At 74.6% G+C, this 25,408-nt stretch carries 21 protein-coding genes and 1 pseudogene; 14 read left to right on the top strand and 8 right to left on the bottom strand.

The window, feature by feature from the left end; genetic code table 11:
* Positions 1–32: 32 nt before the first annotated feature.
* Positions 33–893: pseudogene (locus ACFYM6_RS12745) on the top strand (hypothetical protein); the annotation flags it as partial.
* A 219-nt stretch (positions 894–1,112) separates the two neighbouring features.
* Here the strand turns inward: ACFYM6_RS12745 and ACFYM6_RS12740 are convergent.
* A complete protein-coding gene (locus tag ACFYM6_RS12740) occupies positions 1,113–2,354 on the bottom strand; it encodes a glutamate-5-semialdehyde dehydrogenase (RefSeq protein ID WP_387274927.1) in 1,242 nt (413 codons plus the stop codon).
* Between the two features lie 44 nt (positions 2,355–2,398).
* The gene (gene proB / locus ACFYM6_RS12735; protein WP_387275088.1) at positions 2,399–3,556 is read right to left on the bottom strand and encodes a glutamate 5-kinase; all 1,158 of its coding nucleotides are present in this window, start codon (positions 3,554–3,556) and stop codon (positions 2,399–2,401) included.
* 13 nt (positions 3,557–3,569) lie between these two features.
* Here proB and ACFYM6_RS12730 point away from each other — a divergent pair, with 13 nt between their 5' ends.
* The 3 genes from ACFYM6_RS12730 to ACFYM6_RS12720 are packed head-to-tail and all read left to right on the top strand — an operon-like array spanning position 3,570 to position 6,800.
* Positions 3,570–3,881 (top strand): MGMT family protein, encoded by a 312-nt coding sequence (locus tag ACFYM6_RS12730; RefSeq protein WP_387274925.1) that lies wholly within the window; start codon positions 3,570–3,572, stop codon positions 3,879–3,881.
* A 32-nt stretch (positions 3,882–3,913) separates the two neighbouring features.
* Positions 3,914–5,293 (top strand): MFS transporter, encoded by a 1,380-nt coding sequence (locus ACFYM6_RS12725; protein ID WP_387274923.1) that lies wholly within the window; start codon positions 3,914–3,916, stop codon positions 5,291–5,293.
* A gap of 34 nt (positions 5,294–5,327) precedes the next feature.
* Entirely contained in the window at positions 5,328–6,800 is a 1,473-nt protein-coding gene (locus ACFYM6_RS12720) for a pyridoxal phosphate-dependent decarboxylase family protein (protein WP_387274921.1), read from the top strand.
* Between the two features lie 729 nt (positions 6,801–7,529).
* Here ACFYM6_RS12720 and ACFYM6_RS12715 read toward each other — a convergent pair.
* The 3 genes from ACFYM6_RS12715 to ACFYM6_RS12705 form a co-directional block, all read right to left on the bottom strand.
* Entirely contained in the window at positions 7,530–8,483 is a 954-nt protein-coding gene (locus tag ACFYM6_RS12715) for a hypothetical protein (protein WP_387274919.1), read from the bottom strand.
* 207 nt (positions 8,484–8,690) lie between these two features.
* Positions 8,691–9,893, bottom strand: coding sequence for a hypothetical protein (locus tag ACFYM6_RS12710; RefSeq protein WP_387274918.1), 1,203 nt, complete (start codon positions 9,891–9,893; stop codon positions 8,691–8,693).
* Positions 9,886–10,446: a SigE family RNA polymerase sigma factor gene (locus tag ACFYM6_RS12705; protein WP_387274916.1), complete on the bottom strand. Its 561-nt coding sequence runs from the start codon at positions 10,444–10,446 to the stop codon at positions 9,886–9,888. Before ACFYM6_RS12705 ends, ACFYM6_RS12710 begins: the two co-directional genes overlap by 8 nt.
* A 137-nt stretch (positions 10,447–10,583) precedes the next feature.
* Here ACFYM6_RS12705 and ACFYM6_RS12700 point away from each other — a divergent pair, with 137 nt between their 5' ends.
* Together ACFYM6_RS12700 and ACFYM6_RS12695 are read left to right on the top strand one after the other, a co-directional pair.
* On the top strand, positions 10,584–11,159 hold the full coding sequence (locus tag ACFYM6_RS12700; protein WP_073837313.1) for an NADH-quinone oxidoreductase subunit B: 576 nt from the start codon (positions 10,584–10,586) through the stop codon (positions 11,157–11,159).
* Between the two features lie 29 nt (positions 11,160–11,188).
* A complete protein-coding gene (locus ACFYM6_RS12695; protein WP_387274914.1) occupies positions 11,189–12,505 on the top strand; it encodes a DUF2252 domain-containing protein in 1,317 nt (438 codons plus the stop codon).
* Positions 12,506–12,525: 20 nt separating this feature from the next.
* On the opposite strand, the gene ACFYM6_RS12690 is transcribed toward ACFYM6_RS12695, so the two are convergent.
* Positions 12,526–13,572, bottom strand: a complete 1,047-nt coding sequence (locus ACFYM6_RS12690) for a glucose 1-dehydrogenase (protein ID WP_387274912.1) — start codon at positions 13,570–13,572, stop codon at positions 12,526–12,528.
* A gap of 213 nt (positions 13,573–13,785) precedes the next feature.
* Here ACFYM6_RS12690 and ACFYM6_RS12685 point away from each other — a divergent pair, with 213 nt between their 5' ends.
* Entirely contained in the window at positions 13,786–14,604 is an 819-nt protein-coding gene (locus ACFYM6_RS12685; protein ID WP_387274910.1) for an NADH-quinone oxidoreductase subunit C, read from the top strand.
* On the top strand, positions 14,604–15,566 hold the full coding sequence (gene nuoH, locus ACFYM6_RS12680) for an NADH-quinone oxidoreductase subunit NuoH (RefSeq protein WP_357438271.1): 963 nt from the start codon (positions 14,604–14,606) through the stop codon (positions 15,564–15,566). Before ACFYM6_RS12685 ends, nuoH begins: the two co-directional genes overlap by 1 nt.
* Before the next feature lie 37 nt (positions 15,567–15,603).
* Here the strand turns inward: nuoH and ACFYM6_RS12675 are convergent, their stop codons facing one another.
* Positions 15,604–16,641, bottom strand: coding sequence for a glutathione S-transferase family protein (locus ACFYM6_RS12675; RefSeq protein WP_387274907.1), 1,038 nt, complete (start codon positions 16,639–16,641; stop codon positions 15,604–15,606).
* Positions 16,642–16,802: 161 nt separating this feature from the next.
* On the opposite strand from ACFYM6_RS12675, the gene ACFYM6_RS12670 reads away from it, so the two are divergent.
* Positions 16,803–17,210 carry an ester cyclase gene (locus tag ACFYM6_RS12670; RefSeq protein WP_387274905.1) on the top strand — a complete coding sequence of 136 codons (408 nt, stop codon included), beginning with the start codon at positions 16,803–16,805 and terminating at the stop codon, positions 17,208–17,210.
* Positions 17,211–17,473: 263 nt separating this feature from the next.
* On the opposite strand, the gene ACFYM6_RS12665 is transcribed toward ACFYM6_RS12670, so the two are convergent.
* A complete protein-coding gene (locus tag ACFYM6_RS12665; protein ID WP_387274903.1) occupies positions 17,474–20,002 on the bottom strand; it encodes a collagen binding domain-containing protein in 2,529 nt (842 codons plus the stop codon).
* Between the two features lie 233 nt (positions 20,003–20,235).
* Here ACFYM6_RS12665 and ACFYM6_RS12660 point away from each other — a divergent pair, with 233 nt between their 5' ends.
* The 5 genes from ACFYM6_RS12660 (at position 20,236) to ACFYM6_RS12640 (ending at position 25,357) form a co-directional block, all read left to right on the top strand.
* Positions 20,236–20,826 carry a NuoI/complex I 23 kDa subunit family protein gene (locus ACFYM6_RS12660; RefSeq protein WP_387274901.1) on the top strand — a complete coding sequence of 197 codons (591 nt, stop codon included), beginning with the start codon at positions 20,236–20,238 and terminating at the stop codon, positions 20,824–20,826.
* Positions 20,823–21,413 (top strand): NADH-quinone oxidoreductase subunit J, encoded by a 591-nt coding sequence (locus ACFYM6_RS12655; protein WP_387274899.1) that lies wholly within the window; start codon positions 20,823–20,825, stop codon positions 21,411–21,413. Before ACFYM6_RS12660 ends, ACFYM6_RS12655 begins: the two co-directional genes overlap by 4 nt.
* Positions 21,410–21,817 carry an NADH-quinone oxidoreductase subunit NuoK gene (gene nuoK / locus ACFYM6_RS12650; protein ID WP_387274897.1) on the top strand — a complete coding sequence of 136 codons (408 nt, stop codon included), beginning with the start codon at positions 21,410–21,412 and terminating at the stop codon, positions 21,815–21,817. The genes ACFYM6_RS12655 and nuoK overlap by 4 nt, the downstream gene beginning before the upstream one ends.
* Positions 21,814–23,739 carry an NADH-quinone oxidoreductase subunit L gene (locus tag ACFYM6_RS12645; RefSeq protein WP_387274895.1) on the top strand — a complete coding sequence of 642 codons (1,926 nt, stop codon included), beginning with the start codon at positions 21,814–21,816 and terminating at the stop codon, positions 23,737–23,739. The genes nuoK and ACFYM6_RS12645 overlap by 4 nt, the downstream gene beginning before the upstream one ends.
* Before the next feature lie 118 nt (positions 23,740–23,857).
* Entirely contained in the window at positions 23,858–25,357 is a 1,500-nt protein-coding gene (locus ACFYM6_RS12640; protein ID WP_387274893.1) for a NuoM family protein, read from the top strand.
* Positions 25,358–25,408 lie beyond the last annotated feature (51 nt).

Genomic DNA, 25,408 nt, shown 5'->3' with positions numbered 1-25,408 from the left:
CCCGCCGGTGAGCCGGGCCCTCCTCAGCCGAGATACCGAGGCGGGAGCACGTTCCCGCAGGTAGCGTCTCCGTCGTGGTCGATCTGGACGCCGCCATCGGCTTCGTCGTGGCGCATGGGGACGCGGTGGACCGCGCCCGCCTCTCCCGGCTGCGCACCGGTGCTCCGGTGCCGGCCGAGCTGCTCGACGCGGCCGAGGCCGGGCAGGCACCCGGCGGTGGTTGGCCCGCCCTGCTCGACGGCAAGGTCGCCTCGGTCGACGCGACCTGCTTCCGGCTGTCCGAGCTGGACGACCTCGGGGGGCTGAGCCGCCCCGCCGCCCGGCACGCCCTGGACTGGCTGGCCGCCCGGCAGCTGCCCGACGGCGGCTGGGACGAGGACCAGTCACTGGCCGGGTTCGCCCCCGAGTGGGCCACCCCGGGTGACCCGGAGGCGCAGCTGTACCTGACCGCCAACGCCGGGTTCTGGCTGACCGTCGCCGGGCTGGACGCCCGCGCCGCCGGCCCGCTCGACCACCGGGTCGGTGGGGCGTACGCCGGGGTGGTGCAGGCGGCGGCGCAGGCGCTCGCCGCGCAGCTCGCCCCCGACGGGAGCTGGCCGTCCTTCCTTTCCGCCGGCTGGCTGGCCGCGGCCGTGCTGCACCGCCAGCAGATGTACTACGAGTCGGCGCGGATCCAGGCGGTGCTGGCCGAGCGGATCCCGCAGCTGTCCCCGGCCGACGTGGCCTGGCTGGCCGCCACGCTGCGGCGGGTCGAGGTGGGCGAGGAGCAGTGGCTGATGGTGGCAGCGCGCCAGCGGCTCGCCGAGACCCAGCGCAGTGACGGCGGCTGGGACAGCGACGACGGCCACCAGTTCGACGTGCACACCACGCTGCGCGCGATCCGGGCCTGCCGGCCGAGCGCCCCCGAGGCCCGGTTGTCCGGCAGTCCGTTCGTGTCGCCGCAGCCGGCCGCGCTGCCGAGCCCGCCCGCGGTGCCGGCACCGCGTCCGGCGCCCCCGGCGGGCGCCGTGCCGCCGCCCGTCGTGCCGCTGTCCGGGCCGGAGCCGGCGGGGCCGCCCGCGTCGCCCGAGCCGGCCACACCGACTGTCTGAGCGGGTCGGCGCCCAGGCGGGTCAGCGCAGGTGGCCGTCCCCGGTGACCACGTACTTGGTGCTGGTCAGCTCGGGCAGCCCCATCGGGCCCCGGGCGTGCAGCTTCTGCGTGGAGATGCCGATCTCGGCGCCGAAACCGAACTCGCCGCCGTCGGTGAACCGGGTGGACGCGTTCACCATCACCGCCGCCGCGTCCACCCGGGCCACGAACTCCCGGGCCGCGGACTGGGAGTCGGTGACGATCGCCTCGGTGTGGCCGGTGCCGTACCGCCGGATGTGCCGGACCGCCGCGTCGAGCGAGTCGACGACGGCGACCGAGATGTCGGCGGAGAGGTACTCGGTGGCGAAGTCCTCCTCGGTGGCCGGGACCACTGCGGCGGAGTGGGCGGCGACCCGGGCGTCGCCGTGCACGGTGACCCCGGCGTCGGCGAAGGCGGCCAGCATCGCCGGCAGGAAGGCGTCCGCGACGTTCGCGTGGACCAGCAGCGACTCGGCGGTGTTGCAGGTGGAGAGGCGCTGGGTCTTGGCGTTGAGGGTGACCGCCACGGCCTTGGCGACGTCGGCGGCGGCGTCCACGTAGACGTGGCAGTTGCCCACCCCGGTCTCGATCACCGGCACGGTCGACTCCTCGACCACGGTCCGGATCAGCGAGGCCCCGCCGCGCGGGATCAGCACGTCGACCAGGCCCCGCGCGCGCATCAGCTCCTTCACCGAGTCCCGCGAGCTGGCGTCGAGGAGCTGAACCGCGTCCGCCGGCAGGCCGGCCGCCGCGATCGCGTCCCGGAGCACGGCGACCAGCGCGGCGTTGGAGTGGGCCGCCGAGGAGGAGCCGCGCAGCAGCGCCGCGTTGCCGGACTTCAGGCAGATCCCGGCCGCGTCCACGGTCACGTTCGGCCGGGCCTCGTAGATGATGCCGACCACCCCGAACGGCACCCGGACCTGTCGCAGCTCCAGCCCGTTCGGCAGGGTCGAGCCGCGGACCACCTCGCCGACCGGGTCGGGCAGCGCGGCCATCTGGCGCAGCGCGTCGGCGATGCCGGCCACCCGGTCGGCGTCGAGCGCCAGCCGGTCCAGCACCGCCCCGGTCAGCCCGGCCTCGCGCCCGGCCGCCAGGTCCGTCGCGTTCGCGGCCAGGAGCTCCGGGGTACGCGCCACCAGCGCGTCGGCCATCGCGTGAAGCGCGGCGTCCTTGACCGTACGCGTGGCGACCGCGAGGGCCTCCGCCGCGTCCCGGGCCCGCCGAGCCTGCTCGACGACGCTCATCCTGCACTCCTCAGGCGTCAGTGGGACGGCCACCCGTCCCGGATTCACAGCAGCACCAGGTCGTCGCGGTGGACGACCTCCCGTTCGTACGCCGGGCCGAGGGCCGCGGCGAGTTCCGAGGTCGAGCGGCCCAGCAGCCCGGGCAGCTCCACCGCGTCGTAGTTGACCAGCCCCCGGGCCACCGGCGCGCCCGCGGCGTCCACCAGGTCGACCGGGTCGCCGGCGGTGAACGCACCGTCCACGGCGGTGATCCCGGCCGGCAGGAGGGACTTGCGCCGGCCGACCACCGCCTGCACCGCGCCCGGGTCGAGGTGCAGCCGCCCCCGGGGCGCGGTGGCGTGCGCCAGCCAGAACAGCCGGGCGGCCGGGCGGCGGCTGCTCGGGTGGAAGAACGTGCCGACCGGCCCGCCGGCGAGCGCCGCGGTGGCCAGCGGCGCGGCGGTGAGCACCACCGGGATGCCGAAGCCGGTGGCGATCCGGGCCGCCTCGACCTTGGTCACCATGCCCCCGGTGCCCACCCCGGCCCGGCCGGCGCCCCCGACGTCGACGCCGGCCAGGTCGCCCTCGCCGTGCACCTCGGTGATCCGGGTGCTGCCGGGTCGGGTCGGGTCGCCGGTCCAGAGCGCGTCCACGTCCGAGAGCAGCACCAGCAGGTCGGCGTCGACCAGCGCGGCGACCAGGGCGGCCAGCCGGTCGTTGTCGCCGAACCGGATCTCCTCGGTGGCCACCGTGTCGTTCTCGTTGACGATCGGCACCGCCCGCAGGTCGAGCAGCTTGCGCAGGGTCCGGTACGCGTTGCGGTAGTGCGCCCGCCGGGTCACGTCGTCCACGGTGAGCAGCACCTGGCCGACGGTGCGCCCGTGCCGCGCGAAGCTGGCCGCGTACCGGCCGATGAGCAGGCCCTGCCCGACGCTGGCGGCGGCCTGCTGGGTGGCCAGGTCGCGCGGGCGTCGGGGCAGGCCGAGCGGGGCGAGACCGGCGGCGATCGCGCCGGAGGAGACCAGCACCACCTCGCGGCCGGCGCCGGCCAGTGCGCCGAGGGTGTCGACCAGGGCGTCGACCCGGGTGTCGTCCAGGCCGCCCGCCGCCGTGGTCAGCGAGGACGATCCGATCTTGACGACGATCCGGCGGGCCGAGGTGACTGCTTCGCGCACCCGACCATTCTGCGCGTCCGGGTCCCCCGGGCCCGGACGCGTTCCCATATCGTGGCCGGTCATGACGCCTGAGGAGTACGTCGAGGCGGTGCTCGACCTGGTCGAGCGGATCCCGCCGGGCCGGGTGATGTCGTACGGGGCGGTGGCCGACGCGCTCGCCGAGCACTCGGGGCGGGCCTCGGCCCGGCTGGTCGGCTCGATCATGGCCCGGCACGGGGGCGGAGTGCCGTGGCACCGGGTGGTGAACTCGGCCGGGCGGCTGCCACCCGGGCACGAGGTGGAGGCGCGGGCCCGGCTGCGGGCCGAGGGCTGTCCGCTGCGCCCGTCGGGGGTGGACATGGCGGCGGCCTGGTCGCCGGAGGAGGGGATGTGATCCACGCCATAACGTGAGTAGCGTTCGGGCCCATGGACGGGACGGGGTCGCAGCCGAGCGGGCGGCTGCCCCGCCGGGTGCACCTCGGGTACGCGCTGGGCTCGCTCGTCACCGGGGCGTTCGGGACCGTGCCCGGGCTGCTCCTGCTGCCGTACCTCACCGACACGCTGGGCGTCGCGGCCGGGGCGGCCGCCCTGCTGGTGCTCCTGCCCAAGGCGTGGGACGTGCTGGTCAACCCGGTGGCCGGGCGGATCTCCGACCGGACCCGGTCCCGCTGGGGTGCCCGCCGGCCATACCTGCTCGGCGGCGGGCTGGCGCTGGCCGTCCTCTTCGCCGCGATCTTCGCCGCGCCGTTCGGGGCCGGCCCGGCCGCCGGGGCGTACGTGGCGGTGGCGTTCCTGGCCACCGCGACCGCGTTCGCCTTCTTCCAGGTGCCGTACGTGGCGATGCCGGCCGAGCTGACCGGTGACCCGGCGGAGCGTACCCGGCTGATGAGCTGGCGGATCGCCGTGCTGGCGCTGGCCATCCTGGTCTCCGGCGCGGTGGCCCCGGCCGTGGTGACCGCCGGCGGCGACGGGGTGCCGGGACACCGCTGGATGGGCCTGTTCGTCGCCGCGCTGATCGTGGCCGGCGCGGTCGGCGTGTTCCTCGGCACCCGGTCCACGCCCACCGGGACGGTGGGGGAGAGCGAGCCGAGCCTGCGTGCCCAGCTCGCGGTCGCCGGCCGGAACCGGCCGTTCCGGGCCCTGCTGGTCTGCTTCGTGGTGCAGTCCGCCGGGGTGGCGACCGTGCTGGCCGGGGTGAGCTACTTCGCCGGCCAGGTGCTCCGCGCCCCGGAGGCCGGGCCGACCCTGCTCTTCGCCTGCTTCGTCGGGCCGGCGCTGCTGGTCATGCCGCTCTGGACCCGGGTGGGCGCGCGGGTCGGCAAGCGGGCCGCGCTGGTTGTGGCGTCGCTGCTCTTCGCGGCCGGCGCGCTGGCCCTCGTCGCCGCGCCCGCGCTGCCGGCCGCCGGGGTCTACGCCGTGGTCGCGCTGATCGGCGTCGGGTACGCGGGCCAGCAGGTCTTCGCCCTCGCCATGCTGCCGGACTGCATCGCGTACGACACCGTGCGCACCGGGCGGCGGCAGGCCGGGGTGTTCACCGGGCTGTGGACGGCCGGGGAGACGTTCGGTCTGGCCCTCGGCCCCGGTATCTACGGCCTGGTCCTCCAGCTCTCCGGGTACGTGTCGTCGTCGACCGGGGTCGCCGCCGACCAGCCCGCCGGCGCCCGCCTCGGCGTGCTGCTCGGTTTCACCATCCTCCCGGCCCTGCTGGTCGCCGCCCCGGTGCTGCTGCTGCGCGCCTACACGCTGACCCCCGCCCAGCTCGCCGCCGGCCCGCCGCAGCAGCCTGCCGCGACCGCGGGCGCATGAGCCGCCGAACCGTTCACGAGGAAGGGCGCCATCGATGACCGAGGGAGGGACGGGCGCGCTGCCCGTCGAGGGGGTGCCCGCGGAGCGGGTGCTGGCGGAGATCCGGGCCCTGCGCGCGGCCGACCGGCCGACCCACGGCGGGCGGCTGTTCGCGTACGTCTACGACCCCGGGGTGGCCGGGCTGGACGAGCTGGCCCGGGCCGCGTACGCGGAGAGCGCCCACGTCAACGGGCTCGACCCGACCGCCTTCCCGTCCCTGCTGGCGATGGAGAACGCCCTGGTCGGGGCGGCCGCCCGGCTGCTCGGCGGCGGGCCGGGCACGAGCGCCCCGGACGTGGTCGGCAGCGTCACCGGCGGCGGCACCGAGTCACTGATCCTGGCCGTCAAGGCGGCCCGGGACGCCCGGCCGGATCTCGCCGAGCCGCGGCTCGTGGTGCCGGCCAGCGGGCACGCCGCGTTCGCCAAGGCGGCCCACTACCTGCGGGTGGCCCTCGACACCGTGCCCGTGGACCCGGTCACGCTGCGGCCGGCGGTGGCCGACGTGGCCGCCGCGATCCGGCCGGAGACCGTGCTGGTCGCCTGCTCCGCCCCCGCGTACGCGCACGGCGTGGTCGATCCGGTCGCGGAGATCGCGGCGGTGGCGGCGGCCGTCGGGGTGCGCTGCCACGTGGACGCCTGCTTCGGCGGCTGGACGCTGCCCTGGCTGCGGCGGCTCGGCGAGCCGGTGCCGGCGTTCGACTTCGCGGTCGACGGGGTCACCTCGATCTCCGTCGACCTGCACAAGTACGCGTACGCCCCGAAGGGGGTGTCGGTGCTGCTGCACCGGGATGCCGCGCTGCGGGCGCCGCAGTACTTCGGGTACGCGGATTGGCCCGGGTACACGATGGTCAACCCGGTGATCGCCTCGACCCGGTCGGGCGGCCCGATCGCCGCCGCCTACGCCACCCTGCGCCACCTGGGCGAGGCCGGCTACCTGCGGCTGGCGGCGCTGACCCGGGCGGCGGTGTCCGGGCTGGCCGACGCGGTACGCGCGGTCGACGGGCTCCGGCTGCTGGCCGAGCCGGAGTCCACCGTGGTCTGCTTCACCAGCGACGACCCGGGACTCGACCTGTTCGTGCTGGTCGACGAGCTGACCGCCCGCGGCTGGCACACCCAGCCCCAGCTCGGGTACGCCGGCCTGCCGGCCAGCGTGCACCTGACGGTGACCGCGGCGGTGGCCCCGCGGGTGGCCGAGTTCGGCCCGGCGCTGGCCGGCGCGGCGGCGGCCGCGCGGGCGGCCGGTCCGGTCGCGCTGCCGCCGGAGCTGCGCGCGCTCGCGGCGTCGCTGGCCCCGGAGGCGCTCACCCCGGAGCTGATCGCCGGACTGGCGGCCGGCCTGGGGCTCGGAGCCGGGCCGGCGCCGGACCGGATGGCGGCGGTGCACACCCTGCTCGACGCCGCCCCGGTGCGGCTGCGCGAGCGGCTGCTCGTGGAGTTCGTCGGGCTGCTGCAACGCCCGACCTGGTGAGCCCGTCCGGGGCCGGGAACCGACGTGGTGCCGGCCCCGGCCCGGGTGTCCGCCGGAGCGCTGAAGTACACGGTCAGGGTCCGCGACTCGCCCGCCATGAACTTGCGGCCGGGGACCTCGAACCAGGTGCCGGGGAAGCCGTTCGGCTCGAGCCACGGGTCCGTCCCGGTGACCAGGGCCCCGGCGGGAAGGTTCGCCTCGACCTGCAGGAAATCGTGGCCCGCGTCGCCGTTCCAGGTGACGGTGACCCGCATCTCGCCGTGGTATTCCGCACCGGGGAAGGTTCGGGTCAGCGTCACGTCATGGGTGGTGATGCTGGCGTTGCTGAGCGTGTCCTGGACGTAGGGCACCGGGTTGCGGAGCTTGCCCTTGGTGGACCGGAAGAGCGTGGCGTAGGTGGTGGTGTCGGCGGGGATGCCGCCCGTCTCCGGCAGCACCACGATCTGGCCGCCGCCGATGATCATCGGGTAGTCCCGCGTCCTGGTGAGCACCTGGAAGCCGATGCGGACCAGCTGGCTCGCGCCGGGCTCGATGACCGCGCCGCCCCCGCAGTGGATCTGGCGCAGGCCGTTCACCTTCTCGAGGTAGACACAGCCGGCGAGCGGGTCGGTGGTCGTCAGCGAGCCGACCGCCGGCGGGTGTTCCCGGTGGACGAAACGGGCCCGGCGACCCGCATCCATGACGAGGGCCCGGAACCCGTGCGGTGCGGTCCCGGGCCCTCGCGGATGGTCAACTCGCGTCGGCGGCCGTCAGGGTGAACGAGGCGAGGTTGTCCGCCGGGTCGGCGTCCGGCACCAGATCCATGCCCCACCGCGTGTCGAGCTGGAAGGTGACCTCGCCGAGGTCACCCGGGACGGTGCCCGGGTCGGCGCGGAGCAGCACGTCGAAGCTCCGCTCCTCGCCGGCCATGAAGGGTCCGCCCGGCACGATGAAGCTGGTGGGGAAGCTCGGCAGGTCCTGCGGGTCGGTGCCCCAGATCTGCACGTCCGCCGGCAGGGTGGTCGCAGCGACGAAGAGGAATTCATGCGCGGCGTCACCGGCCCACCTGACGGTCACCGGCAGTCGGCCGCGGTAGCTGCCGTCCGGCTGCCGCACCAACGTCGCGGCACCCGCCGCGCTGATCGACCCCCGCGCCTGGCTGTCCTGGACGTAGGGCACCGGGTTGCGCAGGGAGCCCGAGGTGGAGCGGAAGAGTGCCGCGAAGCTCTCCCGGTCGGCGATCGCCGGGTTGCCGTCGCCGACGTTGACCGAGATCCGGCCCCCGTCCGCGATCATCGCCACGTTCCGCGGCGTGGTGAGGGCCTCGAAGGCGACCGAGAACGACCGCCGCTCGCCCGGCTTCAGGTTGGCACCGGGAACCGAGCAGCTGATCACCCGCCGGTTGTCCTGCGGACTCCCGTAGCCGCACGGGCTGTCCGGGGACAGGTTGCCGATGGAACCGGCGACCGGCTCGACGATCGTGACGTTGAAGTACGTCTCGGCTGACCCGCGGTTGGTCACCGTGACCGGCAGGCTGCCCCGGTAGCCGCGCTCGGTCGGGTCGAGCACCAGCCGGCCCACCGAGACGTCGGCGTCGAGCCGGCCGCCAGCCGGTGCGGCGGTGGCCGGTGCGGCGAACGCCAGCAGCGCCGCGGTCGGGCCGATCAGGACGGCGGCGAGCCGGCGCCCGGTACGTGTGGTCATGTCAAAGTCCTCCCGTGATCCCCGTTGCCGCGGCGGGTCGTCCGCCGCGGTGTCGCTGGTAGCACGTTCCGGACCCGGCCTGGGTTGCGATCACATTTGTCAGCAACGCGACGATCGAGGAGCACCGGTGCCCCGCCGTCGACAACGCCGGAGAACCGCGTACGGCCCGCCGGGTGGTCACCGAGCGGGCCGTACGAGCAGGTCGGGTCAGCGGTAGCGGTAGCGGTCCTCGTTGTTCTCCCAGGACGAGTCCATCAGTGGGTCAGCGTCGGTGCCGATCGGGGCCACCTCGGCGATGCCGGTGCCGGACATGACGCTCGAATCCCGGAGACCGAACCGGAAGGTGCGCGTCGCGCCCGGGCCGAGCGGCCCGAATCGGCAGCTGAGAGCATCGTCGGGTGGTGGCGGGTTCTGGCAGGCGGACCAGTCGCCGCCGTCGGCCGTCGCGCCCGGCTGCATCCGCAGGTGCACCTCGACCAGGCCGGCCGGGACCCGGCTGAGGTTCCGGACGGTGACCGTGATCGTGCCGGTGCGGGTGCCGTCGGCTTCCTTCGGCCCCCAGGCCAGGTCGCTCGCGGTCACCGACAGGTCCGCCAGATGCTGGTTCGGGCCGAACGAGGTGGGCCCCTCGACCTGGGTGAACCGTTTGCCCGTCCACCGGTATCCGCGCCACTGGCGCTGTGACCAGTCCAGCGACCAGCCGCCTCCGGGGCTGATGTCCGCCATCTCCACCCGGACCGTCCCGCGGCTGGTGACCTGCGTCGCCAGCAGCCACTCCGGCGTCGGTCGGTCGGAACGGGTGACCTGGCCGAGGGTCACGATCCGCCCGGCGGTGTCTCGGTCGAACGCCACCACCTGCGACGGGCCCCGCTGGAAGACGGAGCACCGGAGCAGTGCGACGGTCTCGACCGCACCGTCGCCGTCCACGTCGCCGTAGGCGAGGTCCTCCAGCAGGACGTCGCCCTCGGTCCGGTACCTGGCCGCGATCCGGGTCGGCCCCGCCTTGCACACCGGACCGGGCAGCCAGGCGGGCAGGTCGACCCGGGCGGCGAGGAGCTGTGCTCTGCTGATCCGGCCGTCCGGCGCCGCCGGGGTGGGGCCGACCGTGCTCGGCGTCGGCGACGCGCTCGGCGACGGGGCCGGTGACGGGGTGGTCGCCGACGGGGTCGGTGACCGGGTCTCGGCCGGTACGGGCGGCGGACCGGAGCGCCGGTCCAGGCCCGCGTTCGCCGCGACCGGGATCGCCACGGCGAGCACCACGGCCGCCGCGGTGGCCACGGCGGTACGGCGCCGCCGCCGGCGTACGGTCCGGCGCACGGTGTCCGGTCCAGCCGGCTGCACCGCGGGGGCGTACGCCGCGCGGAACGCGGCGAACTCGCTGCTGACCAGGATGTCTTCGAACTCACTCATCGTCGTCCACCTCGTTCGTGCCGGCCAGTTGCGCGGCCAGCGCCGCCCGGCCCCGGTGCAGCCAGGACTTGACCGTGCCCTCCGGCACCCCCTCCTGCTGGGCGATCTGGGTGACGGAGAGGTCGGCCAGATAGTGCAGCACCACCGCGCGCCGCTGGGCGGGCGGCAGTTGGGCCAGCGCGGCGGTCAGCGCGACCCGATCCGGGCCCGGCCCGGGCACGTGCTCCTCCCGCTGCCGGCGCAGCCAGGACTGGGCGGTCCGCAGCCGTCGCCAGCGGCTGGCGGCGAGGTTCCAGGCGACCCGGCGTACCCAGGCCACCGGGTCGTCGTACCGGGACACCCGGGACCACCGGGCGAGCGCCCGGCAGAAGGCCTCCTGGACCAGGTCCTGGGCCTGCGACAGGTCCCCGCAGTACGCGGCGAGCTGGAGCGTCAACGACCGGAAGTGCGCATGGTAGAGCCCGTCGAAGTCGACCCCCTCGGCCCGCTCCGGGCGCTCCGCGGTCCGCTCGGGTGGCGGCTCACCGAGCCGTGGTTCCCTGGTCACCGTCATCTGGTCCTCCCCGTGCGCGCCGCCGCCGGCGCGATCGACGTCCGTCACACGCATCGACGCCGGGAACGGTTGCGCGGGTTGCCACCTCCGGCGCTGTGGTTGACTGTCACATCGGGGACAGGTGAGGGAGGCCCGAGGTGCAGGTTCCGGCGGTGCTCGGCGAGCCGATCCGGTTCGTGCTGAACTGGGGCCGCCGCTACTCGCTCTGGGTGTTCAACTTCGGGCTGGCCTGCTGCGCCATCGAGTTCATCGCCACCAGCATGGGCCGGCACGACTTCATGCGGCTCGGCGTCATCCCGTTCGCCCACGGCCCCCGGCAGGCCGACCTCATGGTGGTCTCCGGCACAGTCACCGACAAGATGGCCCCGGCGGTGAAGCGGCTCTACGACCAGATGCCCGAGCCGAAGTACGTCATCTCGTTCGGTGCCTGCTCCAACTGCGGCGGGCCGTACTGGGACTCCTACTCGGTGACCAAGGGGGTCGACCAGCTCATCCCGGTCGACGTCTACGTGCCCGGCTGCCCGCCGCGCCCGGAGGCGCTGCTGCACGGCATCCTCCGGCTGCAGGAGAAGATCGCCGCCGAGGAGTCCGGCGTCGGCGGGGTGGCCCGACCGGACCGGCTCGCCCCGCCGGTCGACCCGCGGCCCGCGGAGAGCACGCCGCGCCCGGTGGAATCCCTCACCGCGCCGCCGGTCCGCCCGCCGGCCGGCTGAGGTGGCGGGGCCGGTCTAGCCTGCGGGCCATGACCCAGTCCGCGGACCAGCGCTCCGCCTTCATCGCCGACGTGCTGACCGAGGAGTTCGGCGCGTCGATAGCGCTCGACCCGGCGGCGTTCCGCCGGAAGTTCCGCAAGATGGCCGCCTCCCCGTTCGCCTTCTACCGGGGCAGTGCGTCACTCTTCTACGCCGACCAGCGCGGCGACTTCGCCAGCGACCGCTACCTCGACGACCGAACCAGCCGGGTGTGGATCCACGGCGACCTGCACGCCGAGAACTTCGGCACCTACATGAACGCCTCCGGGCAGCTCGTGTTCAACGTCAACGACTTCGACGAGGCGTACGTCGGGCCGTTCTCCTGGGACCTGAAGCGCTTCGCGGCCAGTGTGGCCCTGCTCGGCTACGCGAAGGCGCTCTCCGACCGGGTGATCGGCGACCTGGTCACCGGCTTCGCCCGGTCGTACCTGACCGAGCTGCGGGCCATCGCGGCCGGCGGGGACGACGCGATCGGCTCGATCACCCTGGAGAACGCCGACGGTGTGCTGCGCCGGGTGCTCCAGCAGGCCCGACTGAACACCCGGGTGGACCTGCTCGCCGAGCAGACCACCATCGACAACTACGACCGCCGGTTCTCCCTCGGCGACGGCGTCTTCGAGGTCGACGGCGCGACCCGGGAGAAGGTCTGCGCCGCGTTCCACGACTACCTGGCCACCCTGCCGGCGGCGACCGCCCGGCTCCGCCCGGTCGCCGCCAACATCAAGGACGTGGTGCTGCGCAAGGGCGTCGGCATCGGCTCGGCCGGGCTGCCCTCCTACAACCTGCTGCTGGAGGGGCACACCCAGGCGCTGGAGAACGACGTCGTCATCTATCTGAAGCAGGCCCAGGTGCCGGCGGTGGCGCGGCACATCGACGACGAGCGGGTCCGGTCCTACTTCCGGCACCAGGGGCACCGGACCGCCGAGTCGCAGCGGGCGCTCCAGGCGTACGCCGACCCCTGGGTGGGGTTCACCGAGCTGGACGGGGTCGGCCAGCTCGTCGCCGAGGTCTCCCCGTACGCGGCCGACCTGGACTGGGCCGACGTCAACGAGCCCGAGGAACTCGCCGGGGTGCTCACCGACCTCGGCCGGGCGGTGGCCCGGATGCACTCGGTCGCCGACGACGAGTCCAGCCACGATCTGGTCGACTACTCCACCGAGGAGGCGATCGTCGCCGCGGTCGACGCCGACGCGCCGGGCTTCGTCCAATACCTGGTCGACTTCGCGCACGCGTACGGGATCCGAGCCCGCGAGGACCACCAGCTCTTCGTGGACCTGTTCCGCAACGGCCGGCTGCCCGGCAGCTGACCCGCGCGCCGGCCGCCGGCTCAGGCCGTGAAGTCCAGCACCACCTTGATGTCGTCCGGTCCGGAGGTGTACGCGTCGGCGTATCCCTCCACCGGCACCCGGCGACTGATCAGCGAGTTCAGCCAGCCCTGGTCGGCCCGGGAGAGGGCCTCGGCGGCCAGTTCCCAGTGCCGCCGGTTGGCGTTCACCGAGCCAAAGACCACGTTGTTCTCCAGCACCAGGTCCCGGTTGAGGGCTCCCGCGTCGAGGTCGATGGTCCGGCCGCCGCTGGAGACCCCGGTCAGGCAGACGATGCCGGTCGGCCCGGCCTGGAACATCGCGTCCAGCACCACCACCGGCGCGCCGGTGCACTCCACCACCACGTCCGGCTCGAAGTCCAGCTCGGTCACCTTGGAGGTGTGGTAGGTCGCGCCGAGCGAGCGGACCAGGTCCGGCTTCGGCCCGGTGGTGGCCCGGTCCAGCACGTGCACCGACAGCTCGCGCTGGGTGGCGAGCAGCGCGGCCAGCAGACCGATCGGCCCGGCCCCGGTCACCAGCACGGTCTGCGGCTTCCACTCGGCGCGGCGGCCGATCCGTTCGATGTGGTCCCAGGCCTTCGCCACCACGCTGGTCGGTTCCAGCAGCATCCCCACTGAGGCGAGGCAGGGATCCAGGCCGACGGCGAACTTCGGCTGTACCCGCCACCGGTCCCGGGCGTACCCGGAGAGTCCCTTGATGCCGTGCTCGGTGTACTGCCCGTTGCGGCACATGTCCCACTCGTCCACCGCACAGTTCGGGCAGGGCACCGGGTCGGGGCGCCGGACGATGCCGGCCACCAGGTCGCCGGGCTGGAGGGTGCCGGTCGGGTCCTCCACCACCCGGCCCAGTGACTCGTGACCGAGCACCAGCCGCTCCTGTCCGGGCGGCGCCTCCCCGTATGCACCGGAGATGATCTCGTGGTCGGTGCCGCAGATGCCCACGGCCAGCGCCTCGACCAGGATCGCGCCCTCCTCGGGGGCGGGTTCGGGCCAGTCCTCGGTCAGCTGCAGCGAGTTCGGGACGCCGGGAGTCACAGTCACAGCACGCACCGCTCAATTCTTTCCTGCGGGCGTGGTCCCGGTGTCGAAACCGCCAAGCCGGCCCGGTGCGGCCGGACGAGCCGGCGGGTGCTCGGGTGCGTGGTTGGTGGCGGGGCGGGGACCCGGCCACGCCGTGATCGGGCGGAGGGGAGCGGCAGTGCAACGGTCAGCTGCCCGGCCTGAGGCGGTCCGTCCACGCCGGTGGCCCGTAGGATCGCGGGCATGACGCCGGAAGAGGTCGGTGACCGGGCGCGCAGCGTGCTCGTGCGGGCGGCCGGATTGGCCGAGGACGCGGTGACCGTGGGGCGCTCGGGTGGCGAGGCGCACGCCCGTGCGACGGTCGACGTACCGCCGGACGCCTGGCGGGACGCGGTGCGGGCCGTCCGCGACGACGCCGAGTTGGCCTGTGACTACTTCGACTGGCTCTCGGCTGTGGACGAGCTGGCCGACGGCTTCGACGTCGTCGCCCACCTGTGGTCGACGAGCCGCCGGCACGGTGTGCTGCTGCGGACGCGGGTGCCGCGAGCGGAGCCGCGGGTCGCCTCGGTCGTGGGCATCTTCCCCGGCGCCTCCTGGCACGAGCGGGAGACGCACGAGATGTTCGGCATCCGGTTCGACGGGCATCCGGACCTCAAGCCGCTGCTGCTGCCGCCGGAGTTCGAGGGACATCCGCTGCGCAAGGAGTTCGTGCTCGCCTCCCGGGTCGCCAAGCCCTGGCCGGGCGCCAAGGAACCGGGGGAGTCGGAGGCGGGCGGCGGTCGCCGGCCGATTCGCCCGCCGGGCGTACCGGCGCCGGGCGAGTGGGGGACGACGCCCACGCCCGCCGGCGCGGCCGGGGTGGGCGAGGGCCCGCGCGGGGGTACGCCCGCCCGCCCGGCCCGGGAACGCCCGCCGCGCCCCGCCCCGGGCGAGCGCCCGGCCCGACCGACCACCACGGAGCGACCGGCGGGTCCGGCCCGGCCGACACCAGGCGAGCGGCCGACCGGCCCGGCCCGGCAGGAGCCCGCCGCCGAGCCCGCGCCCGAGGAGGGGGACGCCTGATGCCCGCCTGGTTGGAGCTGGTCATCCGGGTGGCCGGCGTGCTGGTCGCGTTCCTCACCCTGCCGCTGATCGTCGGGCAGGCCGAGCACAAGGTCATGGCGCACATGCAGGGCCGGCTCGGCCCGATGTACGCGGGCGGCTTCCACGGCTGGGCGCAGCTCGTCGCCGACGGCATCAAGTTCGTGCAGAAGGAGGACGTCACCCCGCGCGACGCGGACCGGCCGGTGTTCCGGCTGGCCCCGGCGGTGGCCCTGGTGCCGTACCTGCTCGCCCTGCTGGTGATCCCGCTCGGCCCGGGCGACCTGGTCGGGCAGCCGCTGGACATCGGCCTGTTCTTCGTGCTGGCCGTGGTCGGCATCGGGGTGCTCGCGGTGCTGATGTCGGCCTGGGCCTCGGCCAACAAGTACAGCCTGCTCGGCGGGCTGCGCGGCGCCGCCCAACTGCTCGGCTACGAGCTGCCGCTGGTGCTGGCCGCCGCGTCGGTGGCGATGGCTGCGGGGACGCTCAGCCTGCCCGGGATCGTCGAGGCGTGGCGGCCGTGGTGGCTGCTCTGGCAGGCGCCAGCCATGGTGATCTTCTTCGTCGCCGGGCTGGCGGAGATCCGGCGTCCGCCGTTCGACATGCCGGTGGCCGACTCCGAGCTGGTCTTCGGCTACATGACCGAGTACACCGGCCTGCGCTTCGCGTTCTTCCTGCTCGCCGAGTACGTCGGCATCGTGGTGATCGCCGCGCTGACCACCGTGCTCTTCCTCGGCGGCTGGCAGGGCCCGTTCGCGGACGCCCAGTTGGGCTGGCTGTGGACCCTGCTCAAGGTCTTCGCCGTGGCGTTCGTGATCATCTGGCTCCGGGTGTCGTACCCGCGGCTGCGCGAGGACCAGCTCCAGCGGCTCTGCTGGCTGGTGCTCGTCCCGCTGGCCCTCGCCCAGCTCGTCCTGACCGCGGCCGTCCGGCTGGTGATGTGAGACGGGCCCCCGCGTGTCGCGGGGGCCCGTCCGATGGTCAGCCGACCGACAACGGGGTGTGGGTGGGGTCGACCGGCTCGGCCGGCGGCGGGGGCGGGGTGCCGTCGCCGAAGGGGCGACCGTCCAGGGCCTCCCGGCCGTGCGGGGTGAGCCAGCCCGACAGGTCCGGGCCGAGCGGCACGATCCCGGTCGGGTTGATGTCCCGGTGCACCTCGTAGTAGTGCCGCTTGATGTGGTCGAAGTCGACGGTGTCGCCGAAGCCGGGGGTCTGGAACAGGTCCCGGGTGTACGCCCAGAGCACCGGCATCTCGGTCAGCTTCTGCCGGTTGCACTTGAAGTGGCCGTGGTAGACCGGGTCGAAGCGGACCAGGGTGGTGAACAGCCGCACGTCCGCCTCGGTGATGGTGTCGCCGACGAGGTAGCGCTGCCCGCTCAGCCGCTCGCTCAGCCAGTCGAGCCGGTCGAAGAGCCGGCGGTACGCGCTCTCGTACGCCTCCTGGCTGCCGGCGAAGCCGCACCGGTAGACGCCGTTGTTCACGTCCTTGAACACCACCGCGTTGACCTCGTCGATCTCGTCCCGCAGCCGCTCCGGGTACAGCTCCGGTGCGCCCTCGCGGTGGTAGGCGGTCCACTCGGTGGACAGGTCCAGGCTCATCTGTGCGTAGTCGTTGGTGACCACCTGCCCGGTCGGCACGTCCACGATCGCCGGCACGGTGATGCCCCGCTCGTACCCGGGGAAGCGCTTGAAGTACGCCTCGGCCAGCCGCGGAACGCCGAGCACCGGGTCCACCCCGCCCGGGTCCAGGTCGAAGGTCCAGCTCCGGGAATCGTGGGTCGGCCCGGCCACCGCCATCGAGATCGCGTCCTCCAGCCCGAGCAGCCGGCGGACGATGATCAGCCGGTTCGCCCACGGGCAGGCCCGGCTCACCGCGAGCCGGTAACGGCCGGACTCCACCGGCCAGCCGTCCCGCCCGTCCGCGGTGATCCGGGTGGCGATGTAACGCTGGTCCCGGGTGAACTCGCCGCCCGGCTCGACGTACTTCCCGCGCAACCCCGGCTCACTCCTCGCGCTCACTGTGCCACCTCGGCTCGCGACTGCGGGGCTCGCAACCCCGGCTCACTCCTCGCGCTCACGCCGCTACCTCCGTTTTCTGTCGCTGTCGGCCCTGTCCCATCATGGTCGTTCCGGGCCGGTCCGGCAGGCTCGGCGCGGGGAGTGGGGGCTACGCTGCCGCGGTGACCGATGTGGAGGCCGTGGCCCGGCGCTTCATCGCCGACGTGTGGAACGCGACCCGCGAGGAGACCGCGTACGAGCTGGTCGCCGAGGACTGCCCGGGGCTGGGCGGGACCGGGCCGGCGGCCGCCCTGGCCTGGCACCGGGACCGCCGGGCGTCCTTCCCGGACCTGCGCTACAAGATCGTCGAGGTGGTGGCCTCCGGTGCGCGGGTGGCCGTGCACTGGCGCGCCGCCGGCACCCAGGCCGGGCAGTTCGGCCCGGTGCCGCCGACCGGCCGGGTGGTCAGCTACTCGGGGGCGACCTTCCTGCGCTTCGACGACAGCGGCCGGATCGTGGACGTGTGGAGCGTCAACGAGCTGTTCCAGGTCCTCCAGCAGCTCGGCGTCGAGATGCTCCCGCCGGTGTGAGCGTGCCTCGGCCCCGAAACGGTCGGGGGGGGCGGGCCGGGGGGGGGGGGGCGGGCCCCCCCCGGGGGGGGCGCGCGGGGGGGGCCCCCCCCCCCCCCCCCGCCCGGGGGGGGGGGGGGGCCGCGGGGGGGGGCCGCCCCCCCCCCCCCCGCGGGGGGGGGGGCGGCCCCCCCCCCGGGGGGGGGGGGGGGGGGCGGGGGGGGGGCCCCCGGGGGGGGGGGGGGGGGGGGGGGGGGGCCCCCCCCCCCCCCGCCCGGGGTCGGTCAGCGAGTGCCCGTCACCACGGCCGGACCCGTACGGATGTCGGTCCGGACCGGCTTGCAGGTCTCCCCGGGCACCAGGCTGACGGTTTCGACCACCTGTCCCGCAGTGAGGTTGACCGGCGTCGGTCCCAGCGTGCGATGCATCCGGGCGCCGATGGGCGGCCCCACGTACCAGCACGGCGTACCGTTGACGGGCCGGTAGAACAGCAGCACCGGTCCGGCCGGGAGCCCGCTCCGGGACGGCTCCGTCGTGCCCAGAGAGGCCACCCGGTCCCCGGTCATCGGGTGGTACGCCTCCACCGTTCCCTGCCCTCCGGAGGGGCCCAGGTACAGGGTCCGGATCCGGGCACCCTTCACCAGCACGATTCCCGGCGCGGTCGTCGTGGCGCCGGCCGTCACCTGGACGAGGGTTGCCGCGAACCGGTCCGTGGTGTTCCCCGACCAGGTCGGAGCGAGGGCCGGGCCGGAAACCGAGCCCGCGCCGGCGACGTGGACCGGCCACCGGTATGGCCCCAGGCCGTTGATTGTGTACCGGCCGGGAGTCTGGTCGGAGTCGTCGTAGCTGCAGCGCTGCAGCGGATTGTCGTAGGTCAGGTCCGAGTGGTTGCCGAAGACCTGCACGCAGGTGTTCACCCCGTTGCCGGACTCGTCCCGCATGCTGCCGGTGATCGAGCCGGCCCGGTCGAGCTGGATCGGCGGCGCGGTCAGGATCCGCCCGGCCCGCAGTGCGTACGCCTTCGCCAGACGCCGGTCGCCGGTGCCGCCGCTCTCGGTGTACCACTGCGCCCCGTACGGCGACGGGGGCAGGACCAGCAGCTGCACCGCCCCATCCGGGAGCGGTCCGATCCGCACCTTGCCGCTCGCATCGGAGCAGTAGCCGGTGGACTGGCTGACCTCCTGCCGCAGCGCGGAGGTGACCAGCGTGGCCGACTGGACCGGCCGGACGCAGGCCTGCGGCACCGCCGAGCCGCTGGTCGCATCCACCACCGTGGTCTCCAGCACGGCGGCCGGCTCCAGCGGGATGGTGAGCCGCGTCGTCTCGCCGCTGATCACCCGCACCGATCCGACGCCCTTCTGCCAGTGCGTGGGGCCGGGCTGGGCGGTGACTCCCTCCAGGCTCGTGCCGGTGGCCCACACCTTCGGGAAGGTGATCCGGCCCGAGCTGTCGGCGCACGCCCGCTCCGCAGCCAGCGAGAGCCGGGCGCAGCCGGACACCGGTGCGCCGGTCACCGCGTCCACCAGGGTGACCTCGATCGCCCCCGGCGGGAGGAGCTGCTCGTCGAGCGTGGTGACCTCGCCGTCGGCGACGTGCACGATGGCGCCTTCGTCCAGGACCGTCTTCCCCGGGTGGTACTGGATGTTGCGGTCGAGCGGCTTGACCGCCACCCGGTAGTCGCCGGGCGGCACCCGGTCGAACTGGTACCGCCCGTCGACGGCCTCGGTCCAGGCGGACCAGGAGTTGTCGACGGCGAACACCCGGACCGAGTTGGTCAGCGCGCCGGTCGCGCCCGGGTAGTCGGTGAGCTGGCCGCGTACCGTGCCGCCGCCCACCCGCAGGGCGACGTCCACCACCACGTCCTTGCCGAACTGCGCGACATACGCTTGCGCGTTGCGGCTGTCCACCGCGTTCGGCGCCCACTGCTCCGGGAAGCCGTCTGCGCGGATCCGCAGCTTGTACGGATCGTTGGTGGCGACCGTGAGTCGGTAGTGGCCGGTGGCGTCGGCGCACGCCTGCCCGGCCTCGTGCCCCTTGAGGCCGGAGATGGCGGTGACGCAGGCCCCGGCGACCGGCGCACCGGTCGCCGCCGCGGTCACCTTCCCGGTCAGCACGCCACCCTGGAACGTGCTGTTCCCCACCAGGTAGCGCTCGTCGACGGTGGTCGTCGAGCCGGCGGTCACCTCGAAGACCGTGGCAGCGGCGGGGTCGGTCTTGCCGGGCACCCACTGCTTCGGGGGGTAACCCCGAGGGGCGATCCCGAGCCGGTAGGTGCCGACCGGCAGATTCCCGAGCTGGTACCGGCCGTTGCTGTCCGTCGGGGCCTTGGCCGTCCAGCTGCCGTCCGCTGTGCTGGCGGTGACCTCGGTGGCGTACGCCGGGCTGCCGTCGGGCTGGGTGATCCGGCCACTGAAGCCGCCCGCCGCGACGGGCAGCGCGAGGTCCGCCGTCAAGACGCCGTTCGTGGCCTGGGAGGCGAAGATGTAGGTGGCGTTGTAGTAGTCGGGTGCGGACCGCCACCACAGCTCCGCGTGGCCCGTCGCCCGCGCCCGCAGCCTGGGGCTCACGCCGCTGGTCAGGCCGGCGAAGGCGTACCGGCCGCTCTCGTCCGCGCAGCGGGTGGCGAGCAGCCGGTCGGGCGTCTGGTACAGGTCGAGGCAGGCGCCGGGCAGTGGTGCTCCCGTGGCCCGGTCGGTCACCGTACCGGTGACGGTGTAGGTCGGCACCGCCTGCGCGGCCGGTGCGCCCGCCAGGACGGCGGCGACGACGGCGGTCGCGGCCAGGGCCCGCGTCCACCTCTTGCTCAGTTTCATTCCCCGTGGTCCCCCAATGCTGGTCCGCCGGAGCAGCATAGATGATCAACAAAGTCCTCGATGTTCCCGTTGAGCTGCCGTGCTGCCGGGTCGAGCCGATTGGCGGACAGGTCCACCTGATCGGCGGGAGCGGCATGTCACCCGACCGGTCGACGCCGCGCTGGTCACCCCCGGAGCAGCCAAGAGCCGGGTGGTGGTCGCGCGGGGCGTGGGCACAGGGCAGGATGGGCGGCATGAGCGAGCGGACCGGTGTTCCCGGCGAGGGGCTGGCGAAGGGGTTGGCGGTCACCCTGCGGACGATGACCCGCCGCTCGACCACCCAGCAGTACCCGGACGTCGCCCCCGAGCTGCCACCCCGCTCGCGCGGGGTGATCGCGCTGCTCGAGGAGAACTGCACGGTCTGCATGCTCTGCGCCCGGGAGTGCCCGGACTGGTGCATCTACATCGACTCGCACAAGGAGGAGGTGGCGGTGCCCGGCGCCGCCCGTCCCCGCCAGCGCAACGTGCTCGACCGGTTCGACATCGACTTCTCGCTCTGCATGTACTGCGGCATCTGCGTCGAGGTCTGCCCGTTCGACGCGCTCTACTGGTCGCCCGAGTTCGAGTACGCCGAGTACGACATCAAGGACCTGCTGCACGACAAGGACCACCTCGGCGAGTGGATGGGCACCGTCCCGCCACCGCCGGCCCACGACCAGCGCGGCGAACCCTCGAAGGAGGAGACCACCGCCGCCCGCAAGGCCGCCGGCCCCGCCCCGCGTCCGGCCCCGTCCCGGGTACGCCGGGAGCCCGGCACCGAGCAGGGCGGAGGCGCCGCGTCATGACCGGTGCGGACGTGCTGCTGCTGGCCCTCGGCGCGGTGGCGCTCGGCGCCGGCGCGCTGGTGGTGGGCACCCGGCACCTGGTCCGGGCCGGCCTCTGGCTGGTGGTCTGCCTGGGCGCGCTGGCCGGCGACTACCTGGTGCTCACCGCCGAGCTGGTGGCCTGGGTGCAGGTGCTGATCTACGTCGGCGCGGTGGTGGTGCTGCTGCTCTTCGCGGTGATGCTGACCCGGGCCCCGATCGGCGCCTCCGACGACCTGGACCGGCCGGGCTGGCCGGCCGCGCTGATCGGCGGCGGCAGCGGGTTGGGGCTGGCCGTGCTGCTGGTCCACGCGTTCCGCTGGTCCCGGGTCGACCTGCCCGCCGCGGGCACCGCCGACCGCCTGGGCGAGCAGGTCTTCCGCTCGTGGGTGCTGCCCTTTGAGCTGCTCTCGGTGCTGCTGCTCGCTGCGCTGGTGGGCGCGATCGTGCTGTCCCGCACCGACATCGGCCGGCCCGGCGCGCCCGGTGCCCAACGCCGACCGGCGGACGGCCCGCCGGCCCGGCCCGAGCCGGCCGGTGTGGTGGCCGACGAGGGCGGGCGCGCGTGAGGCCGGTCATCCCGTACGTTACCGCCGCGCTGCTGTTCGGCCTCGGCGTCTACGGCGTGCTGCGCCGCCGCAACGCCGTCCTCGTGCTGATGGCCGTCGAGCTGATGCTGAACGCGGTGAACCTGATCCTGGTCACCGCCGACACCACGGTCCGGGCCCAACTGCCCCACTCCGGCCAGGTCTTCGCGCTCTTCGTGATCGTGCTCGCCGCCGCAGAGATCGGCGTGGGGCTGGCCATCGTGCTCCAGCTCTACCGGCTGCGGGCCAGCGTGACCGTCGACGACGTGCCGTTGACCGAGCCGCCGGCGCCGGTGCCTGCCGGCGCGACGGCCGCGCGTCCCGCCGGCCCGCCGGGCCTGCCGTCGGGCGGGCCGGCCACTGACGCGCCGGAGGGGGAGAAGTGACCGGACTGCTCGCGGCGGCGCTGCCGGGCGTACCCCTGCTGGTGGGTCTGGTCGGGTTGCTGCTGCCGCCGTCGCCCAGGGGCGCGGCGACCGGAGAGGACCGGGCCCGGCGGGTGGCGATCGCGCTCGGCGTGGCCGGCGCGGCGCTGGCGCTGCTGGCGGCGGTGGCCCTGCTGGTCCGGGTGGACCGCCCGGTCGAGGGCGCCACCACCTGGGTCGACCTCGGCGGACTGACGGTCACCCTCGGCTACCGGCTGGACGGGGTGGCGGTGCTGGTCGCCACGGCGGTGGCCGCGGTGGCCCTGGCCGTGCAGGTCTACTCGATCGGCTACCTGAAGCGCGGGCCGCACGACGACGTCGAGGTGGACCACCGCTACCCGCCGTACGCGGCGCAGATCAGCCTGTTCACCGCCGCGATGCTGACCGTGGTGGTCTCCGGGGACCTGATCCTGCTGCTCGTCGGCTGGGAGGTGATGGGCCTCTGCTCCTACCTGCTCATCGCCCACGACCGGCGGCTGCCCGAGGCGCCGGCCGCCGCGGTGAAGGCGTTCCTGGTCACCCGGGTGGGGGACGTCGGCTTCCTGCTCGGCATCGCGCTGCTGGGCGTCGGCGCGGGCAGCTTCCGGATCGCGGACGTGCTGGCCCACGACTACTCCACCGCGACGCTCACCGCCGCGTGCCTGCTGCTGCTCGCCGGGGTGGCCGGCAAGAGCGCCCAGTTCCCGCTGCACACCTGGCTGCCGGACGCGATGGCCGGCCCCACCCCGATCTCCGCGCTGATCCACGCCGCCACCATGGTCGCCGCCGGCGTGTACGCGGTCGCCCGGCTCTTCCCGCTGTTCGAGCGCGCCCCGATCGCGCTGGCCGTGCTCGGGGTGATGGCGGCGATCACGCTGCTGCTCGGCGCGTTCGCGGCCACCGCCCAGGATGACATCAAGCGGGTGCTGGCCTGGTCGACGGTCTCCCAGATCGGCTACATGACCGGGGCGCTCGCCGTCGGCGCGCCCGCGGCGGCGCTGTTCCACCTGCTCACCCACGCCGCGTTCAAGGCGCTGCTCTTCCTCGCGGCCGGCGCGGTGATCCACGCCGTCGGCACCACCCTGATGTCCCGGATGGGCGGCCTCCGGACGGCCATGCCGGTGACCTTCTGGTGCACGGTGATCGGCCTCGGCGCGCTCGCCGGGCTGCCGCCGCTGTCCGGCTTCTGGAGCAAGGACGGCGTGCTCGCCGCCGCCGAGGCCGCCGCGCTCGAGGGCGGCGGCCCGAGCTACGCCTGGGTCGGCTGGCTGGTCTGGCTGGCCGGGCTGCTCGGCGTCGCCGTCACCGCCTGGTACGCCACCCGCCTGCTGCTGCGCGCCTTCCTCGGTACGCCCCGACTCCCGCTGGCCCACCCGCACGACCCGCCCGCCGTGCTGCGCTGGCCGCTGCTGCTGCTCGCGGTCCCCGCCGCGCTGCTCGGCCTGGCCGCCTTCGCGCCGTGGTTCGCCGCCCGCCTTCGCGAGCCGGCCGACCGCAGCGGGGAGGCCGTCGAGCTGGTCCACCTCGCGCCGAACCTGCTGCTGCCGCTGGTGTTGCTGCTGGTCGGGGCGGGCATCGCCTGGGCCGGCTGGCGTCGCGACCCGGCCGCCGACCCGGCCCGCTTCCTGGGTCCGCTGCGGCCGGCCTTCGCCCGGGCGTTCCGGCTCGACGACGTCCAGCACGCCCTCGTGGTACGCCCGACGACCGCGCTCGCCCGGGCCGTGCGGGCCGGGGACGAGGTCGGAGTGGACGGCCTGGTGGAGGGGAGCGGCCGGGCCGCCGTCGAGTTGGGCGGCGGGCTGGCCGCCCTGCACCGGGCGGCGCTGCCGCGCGCGGCGGCCGGCGTGCTGGCCGGCGCCCTGCTCATCGGCCTCGCCGTGGCAGTGATCGGGGTGTTGCCGTGAGGGCGAGGAGTGAGCCGGGTTTGCGAGCCCCGCAGTCGCGAACTGAGGGGACATCCGTGAGCGCGAGGAGTGAACCGGGTTTGCGAGCCCCGCAGTCGCGAACTGAGAGGCCGCCGGCATGAGTTTCGGAGAGTTCCTGCTGGTCGCGGTCCTCGCGCTGCCCGCGCTGGGCGCGGTCGCGGCGGCCGCCAGCCCGGGCGACCGGACCGGGCGCCTGGTCGGCACCGCCGCTGCGGCGTTGACGCTGCTCGCCACGCTGCCGCTGGTGGGCGGGGAGCACAGCTGGGTCGGGCCGCAGTCCGGCGTGCAGCCCTGGCACCAGCTCGACCTGCCCTGGGTGCCCGGCCTGGACCTGCGCTTCCACCTCGGGGTGGACGGGATCTCCTGGCCGCTGGTGGTGCTGACCGCGTTGCTCACTTTGCTCTGCTGCGGCTACACGTTGTGGCGGGTGCCCGCGGGCGGTGGCAGCGGCCGGGCCCTGGTCGCGCTGCTGCTGGTGGTCGAGGTGGGCATCCTGGGCACCTTCCTCGCCCTCGACCTGGTGCTCTTCTTCCTCTTCTTCGAGGTCGTCCTCCTCCCGATGTACGCGATCATCGCCGGCTGGGGTGGCGAGGACCGGCGGCGGGCGGCCCGCAAGTTCGTCCTCTACACCCTCTTCGGTTCGGTGCTGCTGCTGGTCGGCGTCTACGTGGTGGTCGCCGCCGCGGGCACCGCGGACGTGGTGGCGCTGACCGGCGGGTCCGGGCTCTCCCGGGGCACCCAGCTCGCCGCGTTCACCCTGCTGGCACTGGCGTTCGCGGTGAAGAGCCCGCTCTGGCCGCTGCACTCCTGGCTGCCCGACGCGCACACCCAGGCGCCCACCGTCGGCAGCGTGATCCTCGCCGGGGTGCTGCTCAAGATGGGCACGTACGGCCTGATCCGGGTGGCGGTCGGGGTGGCCCCGGAGGGCGCCCGCTGGGCCGCCCCGGTGCTCGGGGTGCTCGCCGTGGCGGCGATCCTCATCGGGTCCCTGGTCTGCCTCGCGCAGGACGAGCTGAAGCGGCTGATCGCGTACTCCAGCGTGGGGCACATGGGCTTCGTGCTGCTCGGGGTGGCCACGCTCACCGCCACCGGCCTGCAGGCCGCGCTGATCGGCAACATCGCGCACGGCGTGATCACCGGCCTGCTCTTCTTCCTGGCCGGTGCGGTCAAGGACCGTACCCACACCGGGTCGCTCGCGGACCTGTCCGGGCTGCGCGAGACGGCGCCCCGGCTGGCCGGGCTGCTCGGCTTCGCGGCGGTCGCCTCGCTGGGGCTGCCCGGGCTGGCCGGATTCTGGGGCGAGGCGTTCGCCGTGATCGCCGCGGTCCGGCGCGGTGGCGGGCTCTGGACCACGCTCGCGGTGCTGGCCGCGCTCGGCGGGGCGCTGACCGCCGCGTACTTCCTGCGGCTGCTGCGCCGGGTCAGCCACGGGCGGCCCAGTCCGGCGGTGGGGCGGCTCGCGCCGGGGCTGGCCGGGGCGGAGCTGACCGCCTGGGCACCGCTGGTGTTGCTCGCCCTCGCCGTCGGCCTGGCCCCGGCCCTCGTGCTGTCCTACGCCACCGGCCCGGTCAACGCCCTGCTGGCGGTCTTCGATTGAGCGCGAGGAGTGCGGCGGAGCGGAGCCCCGCAGTCGCGAACGAAGGTGAGC

This window comes from Micromonospora sp. NPDC006431 (assembly GCF_042870725.1).
GTDB lineage: Bacteria > Actinomycetota > Actinomycetes > Mycobacteriales > Micromonosporaceae > Micromonospora.
This window is presented reverse-complemented; position numbering and strand designations above follow the sequence as displayed.

Excerpts from the sequence above, each read along its gene's own strand:
- ACFYM6_RS12730 (WP_387274925.1), top strand. The coding sequence starts at position 3,570 with ATGACGCCTGAGGAGTACGTCGAGGCGGTGCTCGACCTGGTCGAGCGG.
- ACFYM6_RS12665 (WP_387274903.1), bottom strand. The coding sequence starts at position 20,002 with ATGAAACTGAGCAAGAGGTGGACGCGGGCCCTGGCCGCGACCGCCGTC.
- ACFYM6_RS12685 (WP_387274910.1), top strand. The coding sequence starts at position 13,786 with ATGACGCCGGAAGAGGTCGGTGACCGGGCGCGCAGCGTGCTCGTGCGG.
- ACFYM6_RS12740 (WP_387274927.1), bottom strand. The coding sequence starts at position 2,354 with ATGAGCGTCGTCGAGCAGGCTCGGCGGGCCCGGGACGCGGCGGAGGCC.
- ACFYM6_RS12710 (WP_387274918.1), bottom strand. The coding sequence starts at position 9,893 with ATGAGTGAGTTCGAAGACATCCTGGTCAGCAGCGAGTTCGCCGCGTTC.
- ACFYM6_RS12695 (WP_387274914.1), top strand. The coding sequence starts at position 11,189 with ATGACCCAGTCCGCGGACCAGCGCTCCGCCTTCATCGCCGACGTGCTG.
- ACFYM6_RS12725 (WP_387274923.1), top strand. The coding sequence starts at position 3,914 with ATGGACGGGACGGGGTCGCAGCCGAGCGGGCGGCTGCCCCGCCGGGTG.
- proB (WP_387275088.1), bottom strand. The coding sequence starts at position 3,556 with ATGGGAACGCGTCCGGGCCCGGGGGACCCGGACGCGCAGAATGGTCGG.
- ACFYM6_RS12715 (WP_387274919.1), bottom strand. The coding sequence starts at position 8,483 with ATGACCACACGTACCGGGCGCCGGCTCGCCGCCGTCCTGATCGGCCCG.
- ACFYM6_RS12705 (WP_387274916.1), bottom strand. The coding sequence starts at position 10,446 with ATGACGGTGACCAGGGAACCACGGCTCGGTGAGCCGCCACCCGAGCGG.
- ACFYM6_RS12655 (WP_387274899.1), top strand. The coding sequence starts at position 20,823 with ATGACCGGTGCGGACGTGCTGCTGCTGGCCCTCGGCGCGGTGGCGCTC.
- ACFYM6_RS12720 (WP_387274921.1), top strand. The coding sequence starts at position 5,328 with ATGACCGAGGGAGGGACGGGCGCGCTGCCCGTCGAGGGGGTGCCCGCG.
- ACFYM6_RS12660 (WP_387274901.1), top strand. The coding sequence starts at position 20,236 with ATGAGCGAGCGGACCGGTGTTCCCGGCGAGGGGCTGGCGAAGGGGTTG.
- nuoH (WP_357438271.1), top strand. The coding sequence starts at position 14,604 with ATGCCCGCCTGGTTGGAGCTGGTCATCCGGGTGGCCGGCGTGCTGGTC.
- ACFYM6_RS12640 (WP_387274893.1), top strand. The coding sequence starts at position 23,858 with ATGAGTTTCGGAGAGTTCCTGCTGGTCGCGGTCCTCGCGCTGCCCGCG.